The sequence below is a fragment of the Roseivirga sp. 4D4 genome, assembly GCF_001747095.1.
In the GTDB taxonomy this organism is placed as follows: Bacteria; Bacteroidota; Bacteroidia; order Cytophagales; family Cyclobacteriaceae; genus Roseivirga.
In genome coordinates, this window is sequence record NZ_MDGP01000001.1 from 2,932,959 (window position 1) to 2,959,491 (window position 26,533).

Below are 26,533 nucleotides of genomic sequence, written 5' to 3' on the forward strand. Positions count from 1 at the left end.
TGCCCCCGAAAGACACTCTATGAGTACTTACGGTCGGATTATTTCATACGCCAAGCCTTATCACAGGTACTTTCCTCAATATGTAGTTTTTGCCTTCTTGGCAATCATTTTTGGGCTGTTCAATCTGGCACTACTCGAACCTTTATTCACGGTAATTTTTGAGACAAAAGAGGAGGACGAGCTACTTAAAATGGGCAATACCGAGGGGATGAGTTTTGGCATTGATTTTTTAAAAGCATCCTTCTACCAAAAGCTCATAGAGTTTAAGGAAAGCAATGGCCCTCAGGGTGCACTACTCTATGTAAGCATCATCATCGGTATTTCTGCTTTATTCTCAAACCTCTTTACCTATATCTCAAATGTTATTATGGGATATATGAGGGCCGATTTAATTGAAAAGATTCGTAACAAGGTTTTCAATAACACTTCCAAACTTCACCTGGGTTTCTTTGCCGGGGAAAGGAAAGGAGACATCATGTCTAGAATGACCAATGATGTTCAAGAAATTGAAGTAACACTAATGAGCTCCATCAAGGTGTTTTTTAGAGAACCTGCGACCATTATAGTATACCTCACTTTTTTGTTTGCTACTTCTGTCCAACTAACATTCTTCACCTTAGTCTTCTTTCCCATCATGGGCTTCGTTATTTCCGAAATTGTGAAAAGGCTAAAGAAAAAGGCGATTCTTAGTCAGGAAAGTTTGGGTAGAATTGTCAACCTAATGGATGAAGTCTTTGGAGGAATGCGCGTGATCAAAGCCTTTAATGCCAGAGATTATGTAGGTGGCCTTTTTGAAAAGGAAACTAAAACCTATCGCAAGATTAATGTATCCATGGCCCGCAAAAACGAGTTGGCCTCCCCGATCTCTCAGTTTCTGGGGATCCTTGTGGTAGCTACTCTCTTGGTGGTTGGTGGTAATCTCGTATTGAATGATGAAACCAATCTAGACGGAGAAGGTCTTCTGGTTTATATTATCGTCTTTAGCCAAATCTTGAATCCAGCAAAAAGCCTTTCCCAATCTATCAGTAGCATTCAAAGGGGTTTGGCATCAGCAGATCGAATTTTCAAGCTGATCGATGAAAAGCCTCAAATTGAGGATAGCCCTCAAGCTCAAATCAAACCCTCGTTTGATTCAGATATCACATTTAAAGACGTAGGTTTTGTCTATGACAAGGAGCCTGTTCTTTCAGATATTAACCTCACGGTTGAAAAGGGACAAACTATTGCATTAGTCGGATCATCAGGAGCAGGAAAATCGACATTAGCAGATTTAGTTCCCAGGTTTTATGATACTACTCTGGGCGAAATCAGCATAGATGGAACCCCAATCAAAGACATCGAAGTAAATTCATTAAGAAACTTAATGGGGATAGTGACTCAAGAATCCATACTCTTTAATGATTCTGTGGCCAGCAATATCGCCTTTGCCATGCCGAACGCGAATAAAGAAGACATCATAAAAGCGGCAAAAATTGCCAACGCTCATGACTTTATTATGGCCCTAGAAGAAGGTTATGATTCATCGGTGGGAGAACGTGGTGGTAAGCTTTCAGGCGGTCAAAGGCAGAGGATCAGCATCGCCCGGGCGATTATGAAAAACCCTCCTATCCTTATTCTTGATGAGGCTACATCGGCACTAGATACTGAATCAGAAAAGCTGGTTCAGGAGGCGTTGACGAATCTTATGAAGAACCGAACGTCCATTGTAATTGCCCATCGATTGAGTACAATTCAGCATGCAGACCTTATTTTGGTCATGGAGAATGGTAGGATTGTTGAAAGAGGCAGTCATGAGGAATTAATCACGCAAAAAGGCATCTATCACAAGTTGATCAACATGCAATCTGTTTAGATTAAACCATGTTTTTATTGACTTATATATAATAAATCATTTTCTTCCGTAATCTTGATCATATGAATAACCAGCAACTGATTTTAGAAGAATTGAAAGAAGCGGCCAAGGTATTGGACCAATTCTTAAATAATGAGCAAAACCTAAATCAGATTGAAGCTGCGGCTCAGTTAATGTCAGAGGCCATTAACAATGGCGGAAAAATCTTCTCTTGTGGTAATGGAGGCTCACACTGTGATGCCATGCATTTTGCAGAAGAACTAACAGGACGTTATCGCGAGAACAGAAAAGCACTGCCGGCCATTGCCATTTCAGACCCAAGCCATATCTCATGTGTCTCCAATGATTTTGGGTACGACTTTGTCTTTTCCAGGTACATCGAAGGCTTAGGAAATGAAGGCGATGTGTTATTGGGAATCAGTACCAGTGGAAATTCGAAGAATGTACTCAGAGCCGCTGAAGTGGCAAGACAGAAGAAGATGAAAGTCGTGGCCCTAACGGGAAAAAACGGAGGCGAATTAGCTGACCTAGTTGACGTTGAAATTCGCGTCCCCCACATTGGCTTTGCCGATCGCATTCAGGAAATTCATATCAAGGTGATTCATATTTTGATTCAACTGATAGAAAAACAGACCATTGATTCTTAGCAAAGGTTTTGGAAGTGCAGTCTTCGGTGTCGATGCTCAGATCATCACCATAGAAGTAAATATTGTTGACGGCACTAAGTTTCATCTTTCAGGTCTACCCGACAACGCTGTAAAAGAAAGTCAGCATCGGATAGAATCCGTTTTCAAATACTTCAATTATCGAATGCCCCGCAGGAAGGTAGTCGTGAATATGGCCCCGGCAGACATTCGTAAAGAAGGTTCAGCCTACGACTTGCCTATAGCGCTTGGTGTGCTAAAGTCATCTGGCCAAATCACAGCTGATAATATGGAAGAGTATGTCATTATGGGTGAGCTTGCGCTTGATGGTACGCTCAGACCCATCAAAGGAGCACTTCCAATCGCGATCGAGGCACGCAAGAAAGGTTTTAAAGGCTTTATCCTTCCAGAAGAAAATGCCAATGAAGCAGCGATTGTCAATGACCTAGATGTAATCGGTGTTCAGAACTTGATTGAAGCCAAAGAATTTCTGGATGGTAAAAGAGAGATCGAGCCTGTAATTTATGACACCCGCGAACATTTCTTTGAAAACCTGGATAAGTACGAAGCTGACTTTGCCCATGTGCAAGGACAGGAAAATATTAAGCGCGCACTGGAAATCGCTGCAGCCGGTGGACACAACGCCATTATGATCGGTCCTCCTGGTGCCGGTAAGACTATGTTGGCGAAAAGGCTACCCTCCATCCTACCTCCCTTAAGTCTTCACGAAGCATTGGAAACCACAAAAATCCATTCTGTTGCTGGTAGATTAGGTGGCAATGCCCAACTTATCACGCAAAGACCTTTTCGTAGCCCGCACCATACTATTTCCGATGTTGCATTAGTTGGTGGTGGAGGCGTTCCTCAACCAGGAGAAATCTCATTGGCCCACAATGGTATTCTCTTTTTGGACGAACTTCCTGAGTTTAAAAGAACAGTCCTTGAAGTAATGCGTCAGCCCCTTGAAGAACGAAAGGTGACCATTAGTCGTGCCAGAATATCTGTAGAGTTTCCAACGAACTTCATGCTCATCGCTAGCATGAACCCCTGCCCTTGTGGCTATTACAATCATCCAGAAAAAGAATGCGTCTGCGGATCGGGTCAGGTACAACGCTACCTTAATAAGGTCAGCGGACCACTCCTGGATCGCATCGATTTACATGTTGAAGTGACACCTGTCTCTTTCGATGAAATGACTCAAGATAGAAAGGCCGAAAGCAGTGCAGAGATTAGAGAAAGAGTCATCAAAGCGCGTGAAATCCAACAAGCAAGGTTTAGTGATTATGGCATCCACTCTAATGCCATGATGGGCAGTCAAATGGTCAAGGAAGTTTGTCAAATCAACGATGCTGGAAGAGTTCTCCTTAAGAAAGCCATGGAAAGGTTGGGGCTCTCTGCTAGGGCTTACGACCGCATCCTCAAGGTCAGTCGTACAATAGCGGATTTATCGGCAAGTGAAGATATTCGTATCGAGCATCTAGCAGAAGCCATTCAGTATCGAAGTTTAGATAGAGAAGGTTGGGCCAGATAATTCTTTGACTCGTATATTTCGGCTATGTACGCTCAGCTTCAATCTTCGATCCAATCTTTAGGAAACTTTTCCACAGAGCATGTTGATCAAATCACCGACCGAATTCAGGTGCAAGAACTCAAAAAGGGCGACTATGTGCTTAAACAAGGCCAAATATGCCAATCTCTATACTTTGTGAACTCCGGCAGTCTTCGGCATTACAAAGACATTGATGGATATTCAGAATTGACGATTAACCTTTTTGTCGAAGGTGATTGGGTCATCGACCATCATAGTTTTGTTGGTCAAAAACCCTCTGAGAATAACATTCAAGCCTTTGAAGATTCCACAATGCTGGAATTGACCATGCATGATTTGCATGAGCTCATCGGCAGATCTCCTGCTTTCTTTATGCTAGGGAAAGTGCTCGAAAATGCGGAACCAACCAAAGAGGAGAGCATAAAGTCTCCGGAAGAAAAGTACCGTACATTACTAAAAAACTCCCCTCAAATCGTTCAGAAGTTCCCGCTTAAATATATCGCTTCTTATTTGGGTATGACACCTGAAACACTCAGCCGTGTAAGGGCAAAAATCAAGAACTAAGCCTTTATTGATTTCGATCAAGGAATACTGGGTCATTCACTTTCAATCTTTATGAGATAAAAGTCTATCTCATGAAAAATCAATTAGAAAGAAATGCAGGTGTCTCCTTAATCATAGGATCTATACTTGCAGTAATCACCATGGTGCTCCATCCAGTAGGGGGAGATATAAACCATTTAATCCAAATATCAACAGTGATCATTGCGAGTCACACCATTGCTCTCTTCTCTGTACCCTTTTTAATCTTTGGTTTTTGGGGGTTAAGCCGGAGGATAGGTATGGACAACACCCTATCTGTTCTCGCCTTTATAACGGCTGGGTTGGGTATGATCTCGGTTATGCTTGCGGGGGCTATTAACGGTTTGGTTGTCCCATTCTTTGTCGATAATCTGGAAACAGCGACTCCAGAAAAACTGGAAATGTCAAGAACAGTCCTGTCATATGGTTTCTCACTCAACCATGCCTTTGACTACATCTTCATAGGAGCAACTTGCGAGGCATTTCTACTCTATTCAATTGCTATTCTTAAGAACCAAACCTTTCCAAAGTGGATCGCCTTTTTGGGTATTGGTATTGGCCTTGGTTTTCTGGCCATGCTAGTTGCTGGTTTTGGGCTAATAGACCTGCATGGTTTCAGAATATTCATTTTCGGCATAGTCCTATGGATTATTTCCGTTGGAGTAATGTTGAGTAAAAAGTCATAACAACAAAAAAGCCCTTGCTGTATATAGCAAGGGCTTATCAATACCTCCAAATCGATTAAAGAGACTACTCTTTGTTAATTAGTTTTCTATTCAAGAAAAAGCATACAATAAATCCGACTCCCAACATTAGGAATATACCGAAGAAATATGGGCCAGGACTACCATTCCTCAACCAACCGTTATCGTGCATCCAACCCTCGAATATAAATCCCAAACCTATTCCTAATGCCAAGCAAACGAATAATACTCCTAAAATCATAGTAAAGAAGTAGTTTCTCTTCCGTGGTTCAGCCTGAAATAAAGAGGCATCAGCTCCTTTATCGATTAGCTGTGTTCTTTCTTTATGCCGTGTCAAAAGCCAGAAAAAAATAAGGCCTGCAAAGGAGATTATCATAGATGACATAAAAAGAAATGCCGCAAATTCACCGTCCATCGTTTTATCAATTTTGTTTCAAAGTCTTTGATGCAGGTCATTGATGATAGGTTACACATATCTCAAAAAAACCAGTTTTGTCAAATCTCAGTACCTTAATGTAACCTATTTTCAAATGACATAGTCCAACGAATAAATAATGAAGCAAACAAATGAGCAATACGCTATGGAGTTAATTATCGCCAAGGTCAAAGAGGGCGATATGGCTGCATTTAATGTGCTCATTGATGAATATAAAGCTATGGCATTCACCTTGGCCATGAAGCTGATGAAAAATCGGGAAGATGCAGAGGAAGTTGCCCAAGATGCATTTCTGAAGGCATACAAGAGCATTCATCAGTTCGAAGGAAATTCAAAGTTCTCAACTTGGCTTTATACCATCGTTTATAATACCGCGCTGACAAGGTTGCGCAAGAAGAAATTACAGACTACCGATCTGGACTTTCATCAAGAGGAAAACCTGGCTTCCTACAGCGAGTCGGACAAAGAATGGCACCGATTACAAAAGTCCGAGCGATCGGGGTATATAAAGGAGGCTTTAGAGTTGCTGTCAACTGAAGACCAGGTAGTGATCACGCTGTTTTACCTAAACGAGAATTCGCTTCAGGAAATCTGCGAAATCACTAATTGGGAATTATCTAATGTAAAAGTTAGATTGCATCGTTCCAGAAAACGTCTTTTGAAGGCTTTAGAGCAATTATTAGACACTGAGGTTAGATCATTATTATGAAAGAGTTTAATCTGTCAGATAAAGAATTAAAAGCCCTCCTTCAAAATGAAGGTATGGATGAACCTTCTATGGGCTTCAACAGAAATATTCTGGAGCAAATCAAAAAAGAAGAGAAACGGAGTACCTTCCCCATCCCTATATGGGTGAGAATCGTATTTGTTCTTTTGATATTGAGCCCTCTAGCCTATTTGGCCTTTGCAGCAGGTGGTATGGACCTGGGGATCCAACAATTAGACACCTTTGAGGCACCCAAAATATCCCTTAATTTGGGTTTGAGTTCTACTTATCAGTACATCTCTTTGCTTACCGTTGCTGTCATTTGGATGGCCTTTGTTTTCAACAAATTTCTGGAGCAACAAAACGAGCCCAAGGTTAAAAAGGGTTAATCACTTACTTTCAAATACTTTATCCCCGATTTTCGTTTTATTAATTGACTAATGAAGCGATTGTTCACCATATGCATGTTACTGCTTGTGACAGGCGTAGTCCACGCACAAAATCGACCTGATTTTTATCTAAAAGGTCAATTGCTCGACTCTGCTTCGAAAAGACCCATGGCTTTTGCCAGCGTATTGGTACTCAATAAGAACAAGGGCATCGCTTCAAGCGCTGATGGTAAATTCGAGATACCAGTCAGTATTGGCGATTCTATCAAAATTTCTTCTGTGGGATATGCTGATTACACCTTTCTGGTAACTAGCGAAATGCGAGTGTCTGGTTATGTTAAAACTATCGAAATGACCGAGGAGGCATTGGCATTAGACGATTTCAGAATTTATCAGATGTCCGATAATTTCTATTTACGGAGAAAGGTTTTAGACACACTTGACCCTCCTGTAAAAGGGGTAAATGTACTTGGCATGCCGGTCATTGGCCCTCCCAGCAAATTTGTTCCTCAAGAAAGTGGGGATGTCACGCTACTGTCCATACCTATTTTTCAAGAGATCAGTAAAAATCCAAAGCAAGCGAGGATCATTCGAAAAATGGAAGAGGCTGAGACTTTTCAAACCCAAAGACAAAAGGAACGGGAAAAGTACTTCAACAAAAAGCTCGTTAAAAGGGTCACTCGAATTGACGATAGGGTGATCGATGAGTTTATGGAGTTTTGCAACTTCCTGGATGGTGAGATCTTGGGAAGGAGTGAACTTGATATCACCAAAAAAATCCTCATTAAGTATCAGGCTTTTCTCAGGCGCTAGTCGAGGTATTTCTTCAAATTTTTCCAGACAGTTTCAGCGACAATGTGGTGCCCTTCTACATTGGGATGAATCCCATCTGGCAAGTTGAGCTCTGGCTCCCCACCTACTTTGTCTAAAAGAAATGGAATCAGTTCAGTGTTATTGGCTTTCGCAACTTTCGCAAATAGTGTTCTAAACCTTTCGGTGTACTCCTGTCCCAAGTTAGGTGGAATTTGCATGCCCGACAGAAATAGTATCACATCTGGATTCCGGGTTCTTACTTTTTGAATCATAATGGTGAGGTTCTTTTCGGTCTCATCCAAACTGAGTCCTCTTAATCCGTCATTACCCCCTAATTCTAAAACGAAAATGTCAGGTTTCGCCTTTAATATCCAATCAATTCTATTCAAGCCACCAGCGGAAGTTTCACCGCTTAAACCCGCATTGATTACCTGATAGTCCATTTTACTACTATCAAGTTTACTCTGAATTAAAGCTGGAAATGCCTGTTCTGTAGAAAGGCCATAACCCGCTGTAATGCTGTCACCAAAGAAGACAATTCGCTTTTTTTCATCCTGAATGGAAAATGAATACAAGGCGCTTAGCAAGCTTATGACCAGCACTATACTTCCACCTGCTTTGAACAATTGTGTATTAATCTTCATTTAATAATTGGTCAAACGAACCTAAACCAAGTAGATTCGTCTTGAATATATCAAACATTTGAATCTCGAATATGTCAAATATTCTGGAGGTTTCTAACCTCACCAAAACATACTCCAGCGGAACAAAATCATTAACGGTACTTTCTGACATTAGTTTTAGCATCCAAAGTGGTGATAAACTCAGCATTGTTGGATCATCAGGAAGTGGTAAAACCACCCTACTGGGTCTCTGTGCCGGATTGGATCGCGCCACTTCAGGTTCTGTCATACTGAATGGCATCTCACTGGATAATTTGAATGAGGACGAAAGGGCCTATGTTAGAAATCAGCATGTCGGGTTCGTCTTTCAGAACTTTCAGCTACTACCTACCCTTACCGCCTTGGAGAATATTATGGTACCCATGGAATTGCGCAGAGAAAAAGGTATTAAGAAAAGAGCCTTAGAACTTCTCGATCGTGTTGGACTAGGCGAAAGACATGATCATTATCCTACGCAGCTTTCTGGAGGGGAACAACAAAGGATCTCCATTGCCCGCGCCTTTTCGAACAATCCTGAGATCCTTTTTGCAGATGAACCCACGGGAAACCTTGACGAAGAGACCTCGGAGAAAATTGAACATTTACTATTTGAGCTTAACCGAGAGTCAGGCACTACACTTGTACTCGTCACACATGACTTAGATCTGGCTAGAAAAACCGATCGCATCATAAGACTCAAGGGAGGAATGGTTCAGCATGGGACAGATGAATTAGTCGCTGAGAATGGATAAGAAGATATCGGTACCCGATCAAAAAGTCGCTTGGCGTTGGATCTTTCTTATGGCATGGAGGGATGCTCGCAAAAGTAAATCTCGTCTATTCCTGTTCATTTCATCTATCGTCATTGGCATAGCCGCACTGGTTGCGATCAACTCCTTTAGCGATAACCTTCAGTCTGATATCAACAGCCAAGCTAACGAGCTCTTGGGCGCTGATTTGGAACTGGCCAGTAATGATTCCTCTTTCAGATACCCTGTGATCGAAGCGATGGATCATACTGTATCGTATGAAAACAGCTTTGCCTCGATGATTTTCTTTCCAAAAAATCAGGAAAGCAGGCTCGTTGATGTAAGAGCACTCGAGGGAAGTTTCCCCTACTATGGCAAAATAGAGACAGAGCCGGTAGATGCCGAATCTACTTTCCGCGATGGCAGCCCGAAGGCTTTGGTAGACCAAAGCGTCATGGTACAGTATAATGTACAGGTGGGTGATTCAATAAGAATAGGTCGCGTGATGTTCAAGATTGAGGGATCATTGATTAGCTCTCCTTCCCAATCCATTGGCGCTACACTCGTTGCTCCGGCAGTATACATTCCGATGGACTACTTGGATGATACCGAATTGATCCAAAAGGGAAGTCGTGTTTATTATCGAAGGTTCTATAAGTTTAATGATCCACCCAGCGACTTCGATATTGACGAGCAGATTCGCACAGATAGTGACTCATTGCGTGCTGCCAAAATCAGTAGCGAAACCATTAGGGAACGGAAAGAAGAAACAGGTGATACCTTCGAAGACCTGGCGGATTTCTTAAACCTTGTTGCCTTTGTAGCCCTATTACTGGGTTGTGTGGGAGTTGCTAGTGCAGTCCACATTTACATCAAGGAAAAAATTCGGTTGGTTGCGATTTTGAGATGTCTGGGGGCAAGCGGTCGCGATGCCTTCTATATCTATCTCACTCAAATAGGACTCCTTGGACTGATTGGGTCCATATTGGGTGCCATTGCGGGTACATTCATCCAAACTGTATTGCCTAAAGTCTTTGCAGATTTTCTACCTGTAGATGTGACCATAGCCTTGTCATGGACCTCTATCTTGGGAGGTGTCTTAACTGGCTTGTTTGTCTCGATTCTCTTTGCTTTATCACCACTGATTTCGGTCAGAAGGGCCTCTCCACTCATTACCCTCAGGGGTATACAAGAGGGTGGTAGACTCAAGCTGGACCGGGCACAATGGATAATCTATTTATGCATTTTCCTATTCATCATCGGTTTTGCCTTTACACAAATTGGCTCACTAAACGATAGCCTGGTATTTACAGTATTCATCGGCTTGGCCTTTGGCTTTTTGGCACTGATTGCGAAAATCAGCATGTGGTTGGTGAAGAAGTTCTTCCCCGATGCTTGGAGTTATGTTTGGAGACAAAGTCTGGCAAATCTCCATAGACCCAACAACCAGACCTTGGTGTTGATCTCATCGATTGGCTTAGGAACAGCCTTGATTACTACGCTTTACTTTATTCAAACACTTCTGATCAACGAAGTAGAAATAACAACGAATAATGATCGGCCTAACCTGATGATCTTTGATATTCAAAGCCATCAGGTAGATGCCATTAATGATAGAGCCAAGGCCAGAGGTCTACCCATATTACAGAGCGTACCGATCGTTACCATGAGGCTGAGTTCGGTAAATGGTATCACTTATAAACAGGCATTAGAAGACACCTCCATCAACTTACGAGGCGGTATGTTCAGGAGAGAATGGCGGGTTACGTATCGCGATAGCCTAATTGATTCAGAGGAGTTAGTTAGTGGGTCACTGACATTTCCAAAAGATGCACCTGAGCACATTCAAAAGCAATTCGAAGATATGCCATTTGTAAGTCTCGAAGATGATTACGTAAAACGTAATAACCTCGAACTAATGGATACTTTGGTGTGGGACGTTCAAGGGGTTCCAGTTGCCACGAGACTAGGCAGTACACGTGAAATTGATTGGCAGCGTGTTCAAACCAACTTTTTAGCCCTCTTCCCAACAGGCGTTTTGGAACAAGCTCCTCAATTTCATGTATTGATTACAAGGGTAAAGAGCACCGAAGAAGGCGCACTTTTTCAAAGAGAAATTGTAAAGGATTATCCCAATGTTTCGGTCATTGATGTTGGCCTAATTCTTAATACGTTGGATGATATTCTCGACAAAATCGCCTTTGTCATTCGTTTTATGGCCCTATTTAGCATCATAACGGGATTATTAGTATTGATCAGCTCGGTAATCCTATCCAAGTTTCAGCGAATCAAAGAAAGCGTCCTCTTACGCACCATGGGAGGCAGTAGGAGACAAATATTAAGTATTAATAGCCTGGAGTATTTCTTCCTAGGAAGTCTCGCATCCCTTTCAGGAATTCTCCTAGCCATGCTGGGCAGTTGGGGGTTGGCCTTTTATTCTTTCGATTCGACATTTGTTCCTAATCTCCTACCGATCGTATTGGTGTACGTCATTATTACTGGCCTCACGATTATCATAGGCCTGCTGAATAGTAGAGGAATTATAAGTAAGCCTCCATTAGAGGTACTCAGGAATGAAATTCAGTAGAATTATGAAACGATCAACCGTGTTATGCCCCATTTAACCTTTGGGAAGGGGCCATTTAGCATAATTATAGTAAACTAGCAGTGGAATTAACATTATACCTATGAAAGCAGTATTAGCGATTTTTTTTGGAATGATCCTGATGGGTCAATCCAACCCAAACAATAGAGTAATTGGCATTTGGGATGGTAAATTAGAAGCAGGAGGAGCAACCTATAGACTCGTTGTTCACATAAGAAGCGATGAAGGAAAGCTCACTGGGGCAATGGAAAGCCCAGATCAGGGACCGGGAGAAATTCCTGTGGAAAATCTAAAGTTTGAAAAAGATAAACTTACGTTTACTATCACTGCTGCAGGAGGGTCATATGAAGGCACTCTAAAAGATGGAAAACTCGAAGGAAAGTGGAGTCAAGGTGGTGGCACTTTCGATCTGAACCTTACCATGCGAGATAAGAGCTGACATCGCTCCTATAAAGCATATTGTTAAAGGTTGACGAATTCTCTATCTTTTGATTCGTCAACCTTTATTTTTATGCGAACCAGAACCTACCTCATTGGGCTTATCTGCCTGATACTTTTACCCATTTCAAGTGCATTTTCTCAAATCGAGAGGGCTCCAGCCAGATCAGAGGGAGAAGGACCTTTCAAGCGACTGATCATTAGAGGTGCTACACTCATTAATGGTAATGGTGCCCCTCCTACCGGTCCGGTAGACATTGTTATTGAGCAAAACATTATCAAAGGAATTTTCAATGTCGGCTATCCGGGCATGCCGATCAGGGAACGAGATAGGCCTAAAGCTAATCCTGGAGATCAGGAATTGGATGCAGAAGGCATGTACGTATTGCCTGGCCTTATCGATATGCATGGCCATATTGGAGGTACAGGACAAGGGACTCCATCAGAATATGTATTCAAGCTTTGGTTAGCACATGGCATCACTACCATTCGTGACCCTTCAGCCGGAAACGGACTAAAGTGGGTACTGGAACACAAAGAGAAGAGTGCTAAAAACCAGATTACTGCTCCAAGAATTTTCGCTTATACGGGCTTTGGGCAAGGCTCTAAAGAGCCTATCTCCTCACCAGAAATGGCCCGAGAGTGGGTAAGAAATAATGCTAAAAATGGAGCTGATGGCATCAAATTCTTTGGTGCAGCACCTGACATTATGCAAGCGGCACTTGAAGAGAATAAGAAACTGGGACTGCGATCAGCGATGCATCATGCACAAATGGACGTGGTCCGATGGAATGTATTGAATTCCGCAAGAGCGGGACTCACTTCCATGGAACATTGGTATGGACTTCCTGAAGCACTATTTACTGACAGGCGCGTTCAGAATTATAGCCTTGATTACAACTACCGAAACGAGCAGGATCGTTTTGGTGAGGCAGGGCAATTGTGGAAACAAGCCGCTCCTCCATTCTCGGATCACTGGAATAAGGTGATGGATGAATTGATCGCCCTTGATTTTACACTTGATCCAACGTTCAACATCTATGAAGCCAGTCGAGATCTTATGCGTGCCTACACAGCAGAATGGCATCAGCAGTACACTTTGCCATCACTTTGGGATTTCTATCGCCCAAGCCGCAGATCACATGGTTCTTATTGGTTTTCTTGGGGTACTGAACAAGAAGTGGCCTGGAAAGAGAATTATAAGCTATGGATGACCTTTGTCAATGAATACAAGAACCGAGGTGGGCGCGTTACCGCTGGATCTGATTCTGGATTCATCTACCAGCTTTATGGTTTCGGATTTATTCGAGAGCTAGAGTTACTCCGTGAATCAGGCTTTCACCCACTGGAGGTCATCATGTCCGCTACGCTCAATAGTGCTGAAGCCCTTGGTGCTGACGATATGCTGGGCACTATTGAAGTGGGTAAATATGCGGATTTCGCCATTGTGGAAGAAAATCCACTTCAGAACCTAAAAGTCCTTTACGGAACGGGAACCATCCAGTTAGACGATAACAATGAAGTGATCAGGGTGGGTGGCGTGAAATATACCATCAAGGATGGGATCATTTACGATGCCAAGAAGCTTTTAGAAGACGTCAAGAAAATGGTTGACGAGAAGAAAAATGGCATGACCTTTAAACTAACCAACAAGTAATATGAAGCATCAACTGGTATTAGGACTAGCACTTTGCATCTGCCTTTCTTGTGGCGAAAAGCAGGGAAATGAAACCTATGTTGCGGATTCCGTGCAGGCAACTTCTTTACTCGGGAAGGATCTGACCATACCCGAAAGAAGCGAGGCACAAGCGAAGCGATTAAATGACAACCTTGCTGAAGCTCAGGAAAACTTCGATAAGGAGGCTACAGAAATGAACACCATCTGGCTTGGGCGAAGGCATGCCTATCTGTACGACTATAAGAAGGCTATTGCAGTGTTTACTGAAGGCATCGCAGCTTATCCTAACTCCCATAAACTATATCGGCATAGAGGTCATCGATACATCAGCGTCCGACAGTTTGATAAAGCCATCGCTGATTATGAGAAAGCCTACGAGCTAATGCCAAAAGATCAAATGGACATAGAACCAGATGGGTCACCCAATAAGTTGAATATCCCCCTTTCCAATACCCAATTTAATATTCTTTACCACTATGGATTAGCCCATTATCTGAAAGGTGATTTTGAAAAAGCTGAGGCCATTTATAAAGAGTGCTTAGACTACTCCGACAATCCTGATCTTATTGTTGCCACCACCGATTGGCTCTACATGACTTTGAGAAGACAAGGTAAGGAAGATGAGGCAGCACAGTTACTGACTACTATAGATGGCACCATGGAGATCATAGAGAATGATAGCTATCTGAAAAGGCTTATGATGTACAAAGGCAAGGCCTCCCCTGATGACTTATTGCAGGCTACTGGAGATGACGTGGCACTTAGCTTAGCTACTCAGGGTTACGGTGTGGGAAATTGGTACTTGTATCAAAATGACACTACTAAAGCACGAGAAATCTTTCAGAATGTACTTAATGGGAGTTCTTGGTCGGCCTTTGGCTATATAGCATCAGAGGTTGACTTTGCTAACTTAAGGTAAAACCAGAAATCATAGACATAAAAAAAGGGCTCCGAATTGGAGCCCTTTTCATGAGTTTTAATTTTATCCTCTTCTTTTCTTCCCAGCTTGAATCTGGTCAGCTAAGAGTTTAATGCTCTCTTTCAAATAAGCATCTTTCATATCATCTAACGATCTGTCTTGAACTTTGTTTGCCTCAAGTTCAGAAAGTGAAGCCCCTATCTTCACACGAGCATCTCTCTTCTTCTGACGATCATCCTGTTCTTTCTTTCGCTGAGCATAGTTCAACGAGACCTCTTTTCGAGATCTGTTCTTCTTTAACTCATCAATATCATATTGAAGATCTAATAATGACTGATCCTTTTTTAATCTTTCATCGTGACGTGTCTTCAACATAGACAGCATATTTCCATCTACGTAATCCATTGGCTTAAATGGAGCTGCTGCAATTTTATCCCATGGCAATGCACTCGGCTTAGAACTTTCACCAAATTCCTGAGCGCTGTATACAGAAGGATATTCAATATCAGGAGTCACTCCTCTATGTTGAGTACTGCTACCCGTCACTCTATAGAACTTCGCAATTGTAAATTTCAAAAGGCCCAACTCTTCTTCGTCTGGTTGTCTCAAAAACTCTTTAAGTCCTCTCACATTCTGAACAGTGCCTTTGCCATAAGTTTGCTCACCAACAACAACACCCCGCTTGTAATCCTGAATTGCTCCTGCAAAGATCTCAGAAGCTGAAGCAGAGAATCGGTTGATCATGACATTCATTGGACCATCATAAGTCACATTTCGATTATCATCGTCATACTTCTGAATCTGTCCACGACTGTCTTTCACTTGAACAACAGTGCCTCCTGGTAAGAACAATCCAGTCAAGCTAATGGCTTCTACCAATGCTCCTCCTCCATTGTTTCTAAGGTCCAGCATAATGCCATCTACCTCTTGCTTCTCTAGTTCTTTAACTAGGCGTCTAACATCGTTGGTTGTACTAGTATAATCCTCACCGCCTTTGTCATAGCCATCTGGATCTAAGTAGAAATCAGGCACGGTAATAACTCCGATCGTATAGTCTGTACCGTTCTCAGTGTATTGAACCACTTCACTTTTGGCTCTGGCCTCATCGAGCTTAATCTTATCTCTTACCAAAGAAACTTCTTTGGTTTCTCCTCCCGGACTTGCCCCGGCAGGCAACAATTTTAGCCTTACCAAGGTACCTTTTGGACCTCTGATTTGGCCAGCAACTTCATCAGATCTCCATCCAATAACATCGATCATTTCGCCTTCAGCTCCTTGAGCCACACCTATAACTCTATCTTCTTTATCTACCTGGCCGCTTAGAAAAGCTGGTCCCCCTGCTCTCAAGTCAGTGATTTTTGTAAAGTCATTGTCTTGCTGTAGTGTAGCACCAATACCTTCGAGAGACTTTCTGCTTTGCATTTGAAAGTCTTCGGCATTAAGAGGCGTAAAATAATTAGTGTGGGGGTCAAAAGCTTCAGTGACCGAATTCATGAACATTTCAAAGACATCATTGCTATTATATTTGGCAACATTGCTCTTGAATCTCTCATAACGCTTTGTTAGCACTTCTTTGATTTTTTCATCTTCAGAACCACTCAATTTTAGTCCAAGGGCCTGGTTCTTGATTGTCTTTCTCCAAACCTCGTCCAATTCGGCATTATTCGATGCATAAGGCTCTTTTTCACGGTCGAAGGTCAGGGACTCATTTTTCGTATAGTCAAACTTGTCACCGACATGATTCAAGGCGTAGTCTAATCTAGCATCGAGCCGCTTTTTATAGATATTGAAAATGTAAAAAGCGGGTACTAAGTCTCCATTCTTGAGTTTGTCATCCAATTGATAGCGGTACTTCTCAAATGATCTGATGTCACTTTCCAAGAAGTAATTCTTATTACCATCCAAGGACTCAATGAAGTTATTGAAGATGACAGATGAAAGAGAGTCATCCAGATCAGTTTCACGGTAGTGGAAGTAATCTAAAATCTGTACGATTATCCTAGCCTCTTTTAAATGTGCCGCTGTGGGTTGTAAAACTTGGCTAGAATCCCTCTCTGCTGCCAAAAGCGGTCCTGTAAACAGAATTGCCAATGGAAGCCATAATATCTTTCTCATCATCTTCATTTCAACGCGTTTTTATCTTAAACGTTTTCCGAAAAAAGGATTTAAATGTAGTGAAAATCACCCAAACCTAACGGAGACGTAACATAGGAACTACAAGTATAATACCATAAGTGGTCATACTAGTTTCAACTTATGCTCATATGAATGTTAAAAAATGCAAAAATCACTCGTAGCGTAAGGATTTTGCCGGATTGATGGTAGCCGCTTTGACAGATTGAAAGGTCACCGTCAATAGCGCAATCATTATTGCTGCCAAAGCTGAAACTATGAACCAAATCCAGTTGATTTCAACCCTATATTCAAAATCACTTAGCCACGAACTCATTAGATAGTAAGCCACAGGTACGGCCAGTATAACGGCCACTCCAATTAACTGGGAGAATTGTTTCGAGAGTAAAAGCACAATGCCAGATATGCTAGCGCCTAAAACTTTGCGTACGCCAATTTCCTTGGTCTTTTGCTCCGCTGTAAATGCTGATAGTCCAAAAAGGCCTAGACAGGCAATGAATATTGCTAACCAGGTAAAGCTGAAAACAAGTTTACCGAAGCGTTCATCAGAAGCATATTGCTGGCCGAACTCCTCGTCAAAAAAGCGGTATTCTAAAGGACTATTCGGGAATACCTCATCCCATGAAGCCTGAATGAAATCCATGGTTTCGCTGACATTGGCAGATGCAAATTTCACAGCCAGATTTCCGCCTCCGTTTGGATTAAAGAACATCGCCAATGGCTCAATTTTATGACGCATATTGGCAAAATGGAAATCTTTCACTACCCCGATCACAGTTCTCTCTTGCTGACCGAAAGTGATCTTTCTGCCAACAGGATCTTCCCAAGTCAATTCTTTGACCATGGCCTCATTAATGAGAAGACCTTGTTGTTGATCGGTTTGCATCTCTCTGTCATAACCACGGCCATCCACTATTTCCATGTCCATCAGCTCCATGAAATTTTCATCGAAATTTAGGACAGATATAATCCAGGTGTCTTCCTGCGGAACGCCTTCTGGTCTGACTCCTCTTCTACCAAAAGTCCTTCCTGGCATTCCACCTGTTCGAGCCGTCTTGATGATATCTGGATTTTGCTCCAGTTTGTTGATGAGCACAGGCATCGCTTGCTGCAAACTTGGATGCCCTACGTTCAATGTAACCACCTGCTCTGGGTCAAAACCCTTGTCTATATTACGTTGATGCTGCAATTGATCATAGACTATTGCTGTACCAATGATCATGGAAATTGAAATGGTAAACTGAAAAATTACCAATGATTTTCTCAGCAGGACGCCTTTAGAACTCGTTTTAAAAGAGCCCCTCAAAATGCTGATCGGGTTGAAGCCTGAGAGCAACAAAGCCGGATAGCTTCCTGAAAAAAGTCCCAACAAGAGTACGAAGCCAATCGCACCAAGTGCCCACTCAAAATGACTAAGAAAGTACACCGCTAAATTTTCCTCAATAGGCAGGTTGATCAAGGTGCTGGTCAATCCGACAAAGCCAATGGATAACACGAAGGAAACCAAGCAAAGGACCACTGATTCTATCATGAACTGGTTGATCAATTGACGCCTGATGGCTCCAAATACTTTTCTAACACCTACTTCCTGCGCTCGATTGGCCGATCGGGCAGTGGATAAATTCATAAAGTTGAACGAAGCGATCAGGATAACAAACAAACCGACTGCTGCCAATGTATATACATAACCGATATCCGTCTTATTGAGGTTATAGTTCTCAAACAGAATACCGCTAGAATTAAGATGGACGTCCTTTAAAGGCTGCAGTGTCACCTTGAAATTGTCTCCCACATTATTCGCACGAATGAGGTCTTCCATCTTGGTTTCGACATTGACTTCGCTTTCCTTATCTGCTAGTTCCACATAGGTCACCATACTGATACTTTGCCACGATCTAAGGAATTGCGCAAAGCCCGAAGTTGTATCGGCTTGTTGCATCGAGACGATAACATCAAAGTTTAAGTGAGAATTATCGGGCACATCGGCCATAATACCTACCACTTCGATTCCTGCCTGATTCCCAATGTCGATTCGCTTGCCGATCGGGTTTTCGCTTCCAAAGGTCTTGGCCGCCATTGACTCGGTGAAAATGACTGTATTCGGTTCTGTGAGCGCTTTTTCAGTATCACCATCGATCAATTTGAAATCGAATACTTCGAAGAGAGAAGGCTCTGCGTATGCAAAGTGCTCAGTATAGAAGCCTTGCTGTTCGTAGTTGATGAGTTGCCTTCCCTGGGGAATCATTCGAACTCTTTTTTCCACCTCAGGAAAATCATTCTCCATTGCAGGACCCAGCGCTGGAAGCGTGATACCTACGAGATTACTACTTACTCCGAGGGCTTCGTCAATAGTGAGCACTCGAAAAATATCGTCCGACTTAGCGTGGAACCGATCATAACTAAGTTCATTCTGAACAAAGAGAAAGATGATGATTCCGCAAGCCATTCCGATAGATAGACCGAGGATATTGATTACTGAAGTGCCCTTACTTTTGAGTAGGCTTCTGAAAGCTATTTTGAGATAATTTTTAAACATGACCTGATTTTAAAAAAGTTGAATCGAAGACGACAATGATTTATATGACTTAGACTTAGGCAAATGGTTACACGTTACTTCGAGGCAATGGCTTTTCTTGCTAATTCTAGGGCCTTCTTCAAGGCATCTTCTTTAGGCAGCTCGATGTGAGGTTTGATACCTACCCCTTCCCAGTTGGTTTTGGTAATAGGGTTAATGGCCCTACCTCTTGGTACGTTCACAATGAAGTCACCATGAATTATGGAAGGTCCTCCAGGGTGTGCTCCACCTCCAGTGGTCTCACCAATGATCGTTGCCCTTTCCATGTTTTTGAGATTGTAAGTAAATTCCTCTGCCGCGGAAAAAGTATAATTGCTCGTGAGCACATAGATTGGAATATTGGGCTTGGTTTGACTAGCCATCTTCGGATCAGTCCAGGTTTCGGAATAGCTGTCTGACGGGCGCCAGTAGAATGTATTCAGGTGTTCGGGTTCATCACCAAACAGATAACTGGAAATAAAGCGAATCATACTGGGAGACCCTCCACCATTTCTCCTCAAATCAAAAATGATCGCATCGGACTTTATAAGTTTATCCATGGCTGGCTTGGCAACATCTTCCGCTTGTCCAATATCAGAGAAGCCTCTTAAATCGAGATACCCGATATTCCCTTCCAGTATTTTGACTTCCTCAAAGCCGAACTTACCGTTGGACCTCGGTCCAGGACCAAAGTCTCTATTTCTAATGGCCTCAGCTCTTTGGCTATTATTGGTTACCCGAATGTGCTTATCATAAATCACTGACCTTAAATCATCTTCCAAAGCCTGAGCAAAGGATGCTTCATCTTCATAGGCACTGTACTCGTTTCGCTTTAGTTTGCCTTTAATGAGGTCATGCATCTCCTTTCCTTTATCAGGAAATACATAGTTGCGATTCATAATATCTGCTAGCCGATTGACGATTTTCTCCTTGTCAAAATCTTGACCAGAGACTTTCAAGGTAGATGCAATCAGCACAAAAAGTAATAAGACCTTCTTCATAAAAAGTATTTTACGTAAGTGCTTACGTTAATGATACGATGAAGTTGAAGAAATAACAATCATTAACACTAAATAAGCTTATGCCTTTGCATTAACGCGTTCGTACATGGATTGCTGGTCTAAGGCGGACTCTACTTTATCCAGCGTAGAAAGAAGATCTCCAGAAGCTTCATTGAGCAATTCGTCATTCGCAGATTTGATCCTTTCCCAGATAGCCGTCATTTTCTTAACCAATTGCTGGCCTTTGCTGGAAAGTTTAAGTAGTCGCTTACGTTGATCGGAAAAGTCTTTCCGCTCTTCTGCCAGTCCTTTCTCAACCAATACATTAGCGACTTGATTGACGGCAGGATGTGTTTGTTTTAGCATAGCAGAAAGCTCCGTGACAGCCAACTCTTCCCCTTCCTTGAGGGCATATATCATGGCAAACCATCGCGGTTCGAAGTCAAAAGCAGATTCTTTGTAAACCTGTGCCACGTCACGCGCCAATCGCTCACTTAAGTTTTTGAGACGGGTAGCCAGTGCCAGGCTACCTAATTCCTCTATGATATTTCTTTCCAATTAATTCTTCTTTTTAGGTGCTATAAAAGGCACTCTTTCTGTGCGGATCAATTCCGTCAAATCTTCCAAGCCTTTTTCAATGGCCTCTGCTTGCTCCATGACAGTGTCATATTTTCCAATCATATCCTGTACACGCTTCTTCTGCCCGTTGGTGATCGGTGGTTCTATGCCATCAATTGTGCCATATATATGCAATAATTGTACCTCAAGTTTATTTTCAAAATTGATCACATCTTGAAAAGTCTTTTGCTTAGGTTGCACCATTTCTGCTTCTGATGCATTAATCATTTCCAGTACTTCATCGGCCTTTTCGTGTACCGAAGCGTAGTCATCCTTAGAAATCCTTGCTTTCAAATCATTGATCTGCGACCTAATCGATCGAATGTCATTGGCCTTTTCCTGAAGGTTTTCAATCATACTTCTAACTGCCTCTAGATAAGACTGTTGTTCTGCGTAATCACTTTCATTAGCTTCCCATCTCGGGTCTGGATTGATGGTAACCTCCTTCTCCACAACGGTATCTCCGTAGGTAAATGTAACGGTGTAATCTCCAGGTGCTACACGATGCCCACCAGCACCTAGCCCTACAAAGACACCATCAACTCCCTTGAAGTTGGTTTTTGACAGGTTCCAGTTGAAACGGTTCATCCCCGATTTCTTAGTGATCTTCTCCTGTCGTTCTTTTGAATCTGTCGAGAACGATCTCACTACATCGCCTTGAGCATTTTTGAATTCTATGCTCATATCTAATGAATCGACATTTTCTTTGATATAATACATGATTGAGAATCCTGGGTATGGGTTCTGACCTACGGATCTATTACCTGTTCTGAAGGCATTATCACGAATGGCATCTTCTGGCTCATAGACATAAAAATCTGCGTTCGCTGCTTCGCTCAGTTCATAAAGTGGATTCAAATCATCCATTACCCAAAACGCTCGGCCCTGCGTAGCGATGATGAGATCATTGCCATGCACCATCAAATCTGTGATCGGCACGATAGGCAAGTTTCTTTGGAACTTATTCCATTTCACACCTCCATCCAACGAAACATAAAGTCCCAATTCAGTGCCTGCAAATAATAAGTCTTTTTGTTTAGGGTCCTCTCGCACAACTCTGACGTGTGCTTCATCACCTATTCCATTGACCATTCTATTCCAAGTTTGCCCATAATCAGTCGACTTAAAAATATGTGGTGTAAAATCATTGAACTTGTACTTATTGAAAGCCACATACACGGTTCCTGGATCGTGTGGAGAAACCTCTATCTGGTTGATCATGCCATCGCCAGTGTTCGGAATCGTGATCTCCGTCCAGTTGGCGCCACCATCTTTGGTAATGTGCAGCATGCCATCATCGGCACCAGTGTAAATCACATCTGGCGTATGAGGTGACTCAGCCACATAATAAATAGCATGATAGATTTCTCCACCAGCTCCTTCGTTGGTAATAGGTCCACCACCCCAGTTGATCTTAGTGCTATCATTTCTGGTCAAATCAGGACTGATTTCTTCCCAGGTAATTCCTCTATTAGAAGTCTTCAGCAGCTTATTTCCGGCATGGTAGATTACAGAAGGATCATGCTTGGAAGCAATGATTGGCGCATTCCAATTAAAGCGATATTTAACATCTCTCGGGTTGGTACCCAGGCCTTGGAATGGGTAAGCCATCACATCCTTAGTCTGCTTAGTCTTGGAGTTCCATTCATCTATGATACCTTGATAGCACCCAGAGTAGACATATTTGGGATCTTTAGGATCGAAAGCTGAGTAGGCGCTTTCGCAACCTCCTACTGGAAAGAAGTCATTATTGCTAATGCCACCACCATTCACCCGTGACGCGATGGATACTGAACTATTGTCTTGCTGCCCACCATAGATGCGATAAGGAAATTGCATATCGGCATTGACGCGATAGAATTGTGCGGTCGGCTGATTGTCTTGCCTTGACCAGTCCTTGCCTCCATTGATCGAGACATTCGCCCCTCCATCGTTGGCATTAATCATATACTGCGGATGCTCTGGGTTGACCCAAACCTGATGGTTGTCGCCATGAGGTGTTCCCAGATTCACAAAGGTCTTTCCGTTGTCAGTGGATTGTACCAAAGGCGCATTCATTATAAATACACTCTCCTCATCAGTCGGATGTGCCTGAATATGCATATAGTACCATGAGCGCGCTCTTAAGAGACGATCGGGGTTGATCAGTCTCCAATTTTTTCCACCATTATCGGATCGATAAAGACCGCCTTTATCGGCCTCGATGATGGCCCATACTTTATTGGGGTTGGCTCTTGAGACAGATATCCCAATTTTCCCCATTACTCCTTTTGGAAGCCCTTTTGACAATTTCTTCCAAGTCAGTCCGCCATCAACTGATTTCCAAATGCCGCTACCTGGTCCTCCACTTTGAACTTTCCAGGGATACCTTCTATGATCCCAATAGGCAGCATAGATTATCCTCGGGTTGGTCATATCCATGCTCAGATCACTAATCCCAGAGTTTTCATCTACATAATGAACCTTGGTCCAAGTTTCACCACCATCTTCAGAGCGATAAATACCTCTGTCTTCTGTGGCTCCATAAGGACTTCCCTGAGCCCCTACAATCACAACATCTGGGTTGTCAGGATGTACTACAATCTTTGAAATCTGTCTTGTTTTTTCGAGCCCAATATGACTCCATGTTTTTCCCGCATCCGTTGACTTATAGACACCGTCACCGTGCGAGGTCATCACACCACGAACGGGTGCTTCGCCCATCCCAACATAGACTACGTTCGGATCAGATTCGGCTACAGCGATGGCCCCAACCGATGCCGTATTGAAAAAACCATCGGAAACATTAAACCAGCTGTCACCTGCATCATCCGTCTTCCAAACTCCTCCGGTAGCGCCCATATAATAGGTCATGGGATCTTGCACCACACCTGCCACGGCAGTCGCTCTGCCACCACGAAAGGGTCCTACCAAACGGAATTCCATGGCGTTGTATAATGCGGTATCGTATGAAACACCTTGAGGTTCTTGAGACTTGCGTTTTCGCCTTTGTGCGAAAGTCTCTGGTAAGGAAATCAATAGGATTAGGCCTGCTAGCAATAAAGAACGTAGCACTTTCATGGATTTTGGTTTAAGGTTGTGTCTCAAGATAGTCATTGCCGTCAGTAAAAACCAACGCCATTTTGATAGGTGATTTTGTATATTCGAACAAACAGTGATTCTTATGAAACAAAGGGCTTTTTTATACTTACTGATGTTTTCTTTGGTCGTAGTCTTCTCTTGTGAAGAAGCGCATGATGATGACAATCACGATCAGGAAGCAGTGACTCGATTCGAGCGGGAAGGTTCCTCCATTCTTAAGGGTGCGAAAGTACCTGCAGGTAAAAGTATGTATTTTGCCAGTGGCATTGTCGCTACCGAAAAGGATGCGAGTAAACCAGCAGGTGATCGCGGTCGTTTTGGTGATACTTATGATCAAAGTGTGAGCGCATTAAAGAGAATCCAAAGTTATCTGGGCGAAGAAGGCCTAAGTTTAAAGGATGTGATTGCCATGAAAGTTTATGTGGCACCTGATCCTGAGAACGATAATAAACCAGATTTTCAAGCCTGGTTCAAAGCCTATGGCGAATACTTCGGCAACGAAGAAAACCCGAATAAAGTAGCCCGATCGACTATTGGTGTGTACACCTTGGTTGACCCAAATAAATTTATAGAAATAGAAGTTAGAGCAGTTTATCCTTGAACCCTATGAAACTCAAATCAACATTTTTAGCCCTAATCAGTCTGGTGACTTTTAGCATACAGGCGCAAACTCACAATGAATACGAGGTCTCCTTTGACAATCGAGTTCATCATGAAGCTCATATTAAAGTGAAATTCTCAAACCTTGAAAACAAAGTCTTGGAGGTTCGAATGAGCAGAAGTTCTCCCGGACGATATGCAGTACATGAATTTGCCAAAAACGTATATGCCGTTAAGGCAACTGATAGCAAAGGCAATGCACTAACCGTTACCCGATCTGACCCCAGCCAGTGGAACATTGCGGACCATGATGGCACTGTAAATTTCGAATACACACTCTACGCCAATAGAGCCGGTGGAACCTACTCCGGTGTCGATGAAACCCACGCCCACTTCAATATCCCGGCTACCTTCGTATGGGCCAGAGACCTTGGACATAGGCCTGTAACGGTGAAGTATAACCTCCCAGAAGGTTCAAATTGGAAGGTGGCAACACAGATGAAGGACATGGGAGATGACACCTACTACGCTCCTGACACTTACTATTTCATGGACAGTCCTACAGAGATCGCTGATTTCCACCTAAGAGAGCGAATGATTGATGGACAAAACATTCGACTTGCGCTTCATACACCTGCAAGCGATGAAGAAGTGGATACGTACTTCGAAGAAGTAGTGAAAATCGTAGAACAGCAAGCGGCTGTTTTTGGCGAGCTACCCAAATTCGATTTTGGGGAGTATACTTTCTTGTCATGCTATGTTCCGAATGCTAGTGGTGATGGTATGGAGCATAGAAACTCAACCTATGTTGTAAGTGGAAAGTCTGCTGATCGTCCATTGGGCAATACATCCATGGGTACCATTTCACATGAGTTTTTCCATGCCTGGAATGTAGAGAGAATCAGACCTGCTTCGCTAGAACCCTTCAATTTTGAAGATGCCAATATGAGTGGAGAGCTTTGGTTTGCCGAAGGCTTTACCAGTTACTACACCAATTTGATTCGAGCACGCTCAGGAAACATCACTAAAGAGCAATATGTGAACGGACTTGGTGGTGCTGTGAGCTATGTCATGAATGCGCCAGGTAGAAAGTACTTCAACCCGATTGAGATGAGTTACCGTGCTCCATTTGTCGATGCCGCTGCGTCTATAGACCCGACCAACAACAGCAACATTTTCATATCATATTATACTTATGGTTCGGTGATTGGTCTAGCACTTGATATGTCATTGCGCACCATGGATAATGGAAAAAGCCTTGATGGGTACATGCAACATGTCTGGAAAACGCATGGTAAGCCAGAGATCCCCTATAGCGTTCGTGATTTACAAGCTAGACTAGGAGAATATGCGGGAGAAGACTTTGCCAAGGAGTTCTTTGGTAAATACATCTTTGACAGTCAAATGCCGGACTACGAAGCCCTATTTCAGCAAATGGGTGTAAACTTCGAAAATCCCAACGCAGGGCAGATTTCGCTGGGCGCTAACCTAAGAATGGTAGACGGAACGGCTAGATTAACAAGCAATGCCCTTGTCGGTTCCCCACTTTACGAGGCAGGAATTGAACGTGAAGATAAGATCGTGAGCATTGCAGGGAAACGGATGGAAGATGTGGAAGGAAGAATCAATATTCAGGAAATTCTTACCCAATATAAGCCAGGAGACCGGATAGAAATAGGCGTTGATCGTTGGGGACAAAAAATGAATAAGGTCGCAGTCTTGGGTGAAAATCAAAATAGACGCAGTTCATGGAATGCTGATGCTTCATCAGCCGCCCAAAAGAGACGAGAGGATTGGTTGAAAGAAAAATAGATTTGCTT

At 42.8% G+C, this 26,533-nt stretch carries 22 protein-coding genes; 15 read left to right on the forward strand and 7 right to left on the reverse strand.

The window, feature by feature from the left end; genetic code table 11:
• The first annotated feature begins 19 nt into the window (after positions 1-19).
• The 5 genes from BFP97_RS13000 to BFP97_RS13020 all read left to right on the forward strand — a co-directional run bounded on the left by BFP97_RS13000 (position 20) and on the right by BFP97_RS13020 (position 5,313).
• Complete coding sequence (locus BFP97_RS13000) at positions 20-1,852, forward strand: ABC transporter ATP-binding protein (RefSeq protein WP_069842837.1); 1,833 nt, start codon at positions 20-22, stop codon at positions 1,850-1,852.
• A gap of 62 nt (positions 1,853-1,914) precedes the next feature.
• A complete protein-coding gene (gene lpcA, locus BFP97_RS13005; RefSeq protein ID WP_069842838.1) occupies positions 1,915-2,499 on the forward strand; it encodes a D-sedoheptulose 7-phosphate isomerase in 585 nt (194 codons plus the stop codon).
• The gene (locus BFP97_RS13010) at positions 2,492-4,027 is read left to right on the forward strand and encodes a YifB family Mg chelatase-like AAA ATPase (protein WP_069844306.1); all 1,536 of its coding nucleotides are present in this window, start codon (positions 2,492-2,494) and stop codon (positions 4,025-4,027) included. Before lpcA ends, BFP97_RS13010 begins: the two co-directional genes overlap by 8 nt.
• Before the next feature lie 24 nt (positions 4,028-4,051).
• Positions 4,052-4,609, forward strand: coding sequence for a Crp/Fnr family transcriptional regulator (locus tag BFP97_RS13015; RefSeq protein WP_069842839.1), 558 nt, complete (start codon positions 4,052-4,054; stop codon positions 4,607-4,609).
• A gap of 71 nt (positions 4,610-4,680) precedes the next feature.
• On the forward strand, positions 4,681-5,313 hold the full coding sequence (locus tag BFP97_RS13020; RefSeq protein WP_069842840.1) for a hypothetical protein: 633 nt from the start codon (positions 4,681-4,683) through the stop codon (positions 5,311-5,313).
• A 64-nt stretch (positions 5,314-5,377) separates the two neighbouring features.
• Here the strand turns inward: BFP97_RS13020 and BFP97_RS13025 are convergent, their stop codons facing one another.
• Entirely contained in the window at positions 5,378-5,746 is a 369-nt protein-coding gene (locus tag BFP97_RS13025) for a DUF6249 domain-containing protein (RefSeq protein ID WP_069842841.1), read from the reverse strand.
• Positions 5,747-5,885: 139 nt separating this feature from the next.
• Here BFP97_RS13025 and BFP97_RS13030 point away from each other — a divergent pair, with 139 nt between their 5' ends.
• Genes BFP97_RS13030 through BFP97_RS13040 form a run of 3 tightly spaced genes read left to right on the forward strand, consistent with a single transcriptional unit; the run spans position 5,886 to position 7,675 of the window.
• Entirely contained in the window at positions 5,886-6,476 is a 591-nt protein-coding gene (locus tag BFP97_RS13030; protein ID WP_069842842.1) for an RNA polymerase sigma factor, read from the forward strand.
• Positions 6,473-6,862 (forward strand): hypothetical protein, encoded by a 390-nt coding sequence (locus BFP97_RS13035; RefSeq protein WP_069842843.1) that lies wholly within the window; start codon positions 6,473-6,475, stop codon positions 6,860-6,862. The genes BFP97_RS13030 and BFP97_RS13035 overlap by 4 nt, the downstream gene beginning before the upstream one ends.
• Positions 6,863-6,913: 51 nt before the next feature.
• Entirely contained in the window at positions 6,914-7,675 is a 762-nt protein-coding gene (locus tag BFP97_RS13040; RefSeq protein WP_083262550.1) for a carboxypeptidase-like regulatory domain-containing protein, read from the forward strand.
• Here BFP97_RS13040 and BFP97_RS13045 read toward each other — a convergent pair.
• Positions 7,672-8,319 carry an arylesterase gene (locus tag BFP97_RS13045; protein WP_069842845.1) on the reverse strand — a complete coding sequence of 216 codons (648 nt, stop codon included), beginning with the start codon at positions 8,317-8,319 and terminating at the stop codon, positions 7,672-7,674. The two genes, BFP97_RS13040 and BFP97_RS13045, sit on opposite strands and share 4 nt — an antisense overlap.
• A 71-nt stretch (positions 8,320-8,390) precedes the next feature.
• On the opposite strand from BFP97_RS13045, the gene BFP97_RS13050 reads away from it, so the two are divergent.
• From BFP97_RS13050 to BFP97_RS13070, 5 genes are all read left to right on the forward strand, one after another.
• The gene (locus BFP97_RS13050; RefSeq protein ID WP_069842846.1) at positions 8,391-9,089 is read left to right on the forward strand and encodes an ABC transporter ATP-binding protein; all 699 of its coding nucleotides are present in this window, start codon (positions 8,391-8,393) and stop codon (positions 9,087-9,089) included.
• Positions 9,082-11,673, forward strand: a complete 2,592-nt coding sequence (locus BFP97_RS13055) for an ABC transporter permease (RefSeq protein ID WP_069842847.1) — start codon at positions 9,082-9,084, stop codon at positions 11,671-11,673. Before BFP97_RS13050 ends, BFP97_RS13055 begins: the two co-directional genes overlap by 8 nt.
• A gap of 100 nt (positions 11,674-11,773) precedes the next feature.
• Positions 11,774-12,130: a hypothetical protein gene (locus BFP97_RS13060; RefSeq protein ID WP_069842848.1), complete on the forward strand. Its 357-nt coding sequence runs from the start codon at positions 11,774-11,776 to the stop codon at positions 12,128-12,130.
• A gap of 72 nt (positions 12,131-12,202) precedes the next feature.
• Positions 12,203-13,786, forward strand: coding sequence for an amidohydrolase family protein (locus tag BFP97_RS13065; protein ID WP_069842849.1), 1,584 nt, complete (start codon positions 12,203-12,205; stop codon positions 13,784-13,786).
• A 1-nt stretch (position 13,787) separates the two neighbouring features.
• Entirely contained in the window at positions 13,788-14,726 is a 939-nt protein-coding gene (locus tag BFP97_RS13070; RefSeq protein ID WP_069842850.1) for a tetratricopeptide repeat protein, read from the forward strand.
• Positions 14,727-14,789: 63 nt separating this feature from the next.
• Here BFP97_RS13070 and BFP97_RS13075 read toward each other — a convergent pair whose 3' ends face one another.
• The 5 genes from BFP97_RS13075 to BFP97_RS13095 form a co-directional block, all read right to left on the reverse strand.
• Positions 14,790-16,844: a carboxy terminal-processing peptidase gene (locus BFP97_RS13075; protein ID WP_255399454.1), complete on the reverse strand. Its 2,055-nt coding sequence runs from the start codon at positions 16,842-16,844 to the stop codon at positions 14,790-14,792.
• 169 nt (positions 16,845-17,013) lie between these two features.
• Positions 17,014-19,395 carry an ABC transporter permease gene (locus tag BFP97_RS13080; protein WP_069842851.1) on the reverse strand — a complete coding sequence of 794 codons (2,382 nt, stop codon included), beginning with the start codon at positions 19,393-19,395 and terminating at the stop codon, positions 17,014-17,016.
• Between the two features lie 74 nt (positions 19,396-19,469).
• The gene (locus tag BFP97_RS13085; RefSeq protein ID WP_083262551.1) at positions 19,470-20,414 is read right to left on the reverse strand and encodes a S41 family peptidase; all 945 of its coding nucleotides are present in this window, start codon (positions 20,412-20,414) and stop codon (positions 19,470-19,472) included.
• A 78-nt stretch (positions 20,415-20,492) separates the two neighbouring features.
• Entirely contained in the window at positions 20,493-20,972 is a 480-nt protein-coding gene (locus BFP97_RS13090) for a MarR family winged helix-turn-helix transcriptional regulator (protein WP_069842852.1), read from the reverse strand.
• Positions 20,973-24,092, reverse strand: coding sequence for a VPS10 domain-containing protein (locus tag BFP97_RS13095; RefSeq protein ID WP_069844309.1), 3,120 nt, complete (start codon positions 24,090-24,092; stop codon positions 20,973-20,975). It abuts the gene before it with no gap.
• Positions 24,093-24,195: 103 nt separating this feature from the next.
• Between BFP97_RS13095 and BFP97_RS13100 the strand changes: the two genes are divergently transcribed.
• Both BFP97_RS13100 and BFP97_RS13105 read left to right on the forward strand, forming a co-directional pair.
• Complete coding sequence (locus BFP97_RS13100; protein ID WP_069842853.1) at positions 24,196-24,714, forward strand: RidA family protein; 519 nt, start codon at positions 24,196-24,198, stop codon at positions 24,712-24,714.
• A gap of 5 nt (positions 24,715-24,719) precedes the next feature.
• A complete protein-coding gene (locus BFP97_RS13105) occupies positions 24,720-26,525 on the forward strand; it encodes a M61 family metallopeptidase (RefSeq protein ID WP_069844310.1) in 1,806 nt (601 codons plus the stop codon).
• Positions 26,526-26,533: the final 8 nt, after the last annotated feature.

Coding starts and splice junctions, on each gene's coding strand:
- BFP97_RS13055 (WP_069842847.1), top strand. CDS start 9,082: ATGGATAAGAAGATATCGGTACCCGATCAAAAAGTCGCTTGGCGTTGG.
- BFP97_RS13015 (WP_069842839.1), top strand. CDS start 4,052: ATGTACGCTCAGCTTCAATCTTCGATCCAATCTTTAGGAAACTTTTCC.
- BFP97_RS13025 (WP_069842841.1), bottom strand. CDS start 5,746: ATGGACGGTGAATTTGCGGCATTTCTTTTTATGTCATCTATGATAATC.
- BFP97_RS13070 (WP_069842850.1), top strand. CDS start 13,788: ATGAAGCATCAACTGGTATTAGGACTAGCACTTTGCATCTGCCTTTCT.
- BFP97_RS13060 (WP_069842848.1), top strand. CDS start 11,774: ATGAAAGCAGTATTAGCGATTTTTTTTGGAATGATCCTGATGGGTCAA.
- BFP97_RS13065 (WP_069842849.1), top strand. CDS start 12,203: ATGCGAACCAGAACCTACCTCATTGGGCTTATCTGCCTGATACTTTTA.
- BFP97_RS13045 (WP_069842845.1), bottom strand. CDS start 8,319: ATGAAGATTAATACACAATTGTTCAAAGCAGGTGGAAGTATAGTGCTG.
- BFP97_RS13035 (WP_069842843.1), top strand. CDS start 6,473: ATGAAAGAGTTTAATCTGTCAGATAAAGAATTAAAAGCCCTCCTTCAA.
- BFP97_RS13085 (WP_083262551.1), bottom strand. CDS start 20,414: ATGAAGAAGGTCTTATTACTTTTTGTGCTGATTGCATCTACCTTGAAA.
- BFP97_RS13075 (WP_255399454.1), bottom strand. CDS start 16,844: ATGATGAGAAAGATATTATGGCTTCCATTGGCAATTCTGTTTACAGGA.
- BFP97_RS13000 (WP_069842837.1), top strand. CDS start 20: ATGAGTACTTACGGTCGGATTATTTCATACGCCAAGCCTTATCACAGG.
- BFP97_RS13050 (WP_069842846.1), top strand. CDS start 8,391: ATGTCAAATATTCTGGAGGTTTCTAACCTCACCAAAACATACTCCAGC.
- lpcA (WP_069842838.1), top strand. CDS start 1,915: ATGAATAACCAGCAACTGATTTTAGAAGAATTGAAAGAAGCGGCCAAG.
- BFP97_RS13105 (WP_069844310.1), top strand. CDS start 24,720: ATGAAACTCAAATCAACATTTTTAGCCCTAATCAGTCTGGTGACTTTT.
- BFP97_RS13020 (WP_069842840.1), top strand. CDS start 4,681: ATGAAAAATCAATTAGAAAGAAATGCAGGTGTCTCCTTAATCATAGGA.
- BFP97_RS13040 (WP_083262550.1), top strand. CDS start 6,914: ATGAAGCGATTGTTCACCATATGCATGTTACTGCTTGTGACAGGCGTA.
- BFP97_RS13080 (WP_069842851.1), bottom strand. CDS start 19,395: ATGTTTAAAAATTATCTCAAAATAGCTTTCAGAAGCCTACTCAAAAGT.
- BFP97_RS13100 (WP_069842853.1), top strand. CDS start 24,196: ATGAAACAAAGGGCTTTTTTATACTTACTGATGTTTTCTTTGGTCGTA.
- BFP97_RS13095 (WP_069844309.1), bottom strand. CDS start 24,092: ATGAAAGTGCTACGTTCTTTATTGCTAGCAGGCCTAATCCTATTGATT.
- BFP97_RS13030 (WP_069842842.1), top strand. CDS start 5,886: ATGAAGCAAACAAATGAGCAATACGCTATGGAGTTAATTATCGCCAAG.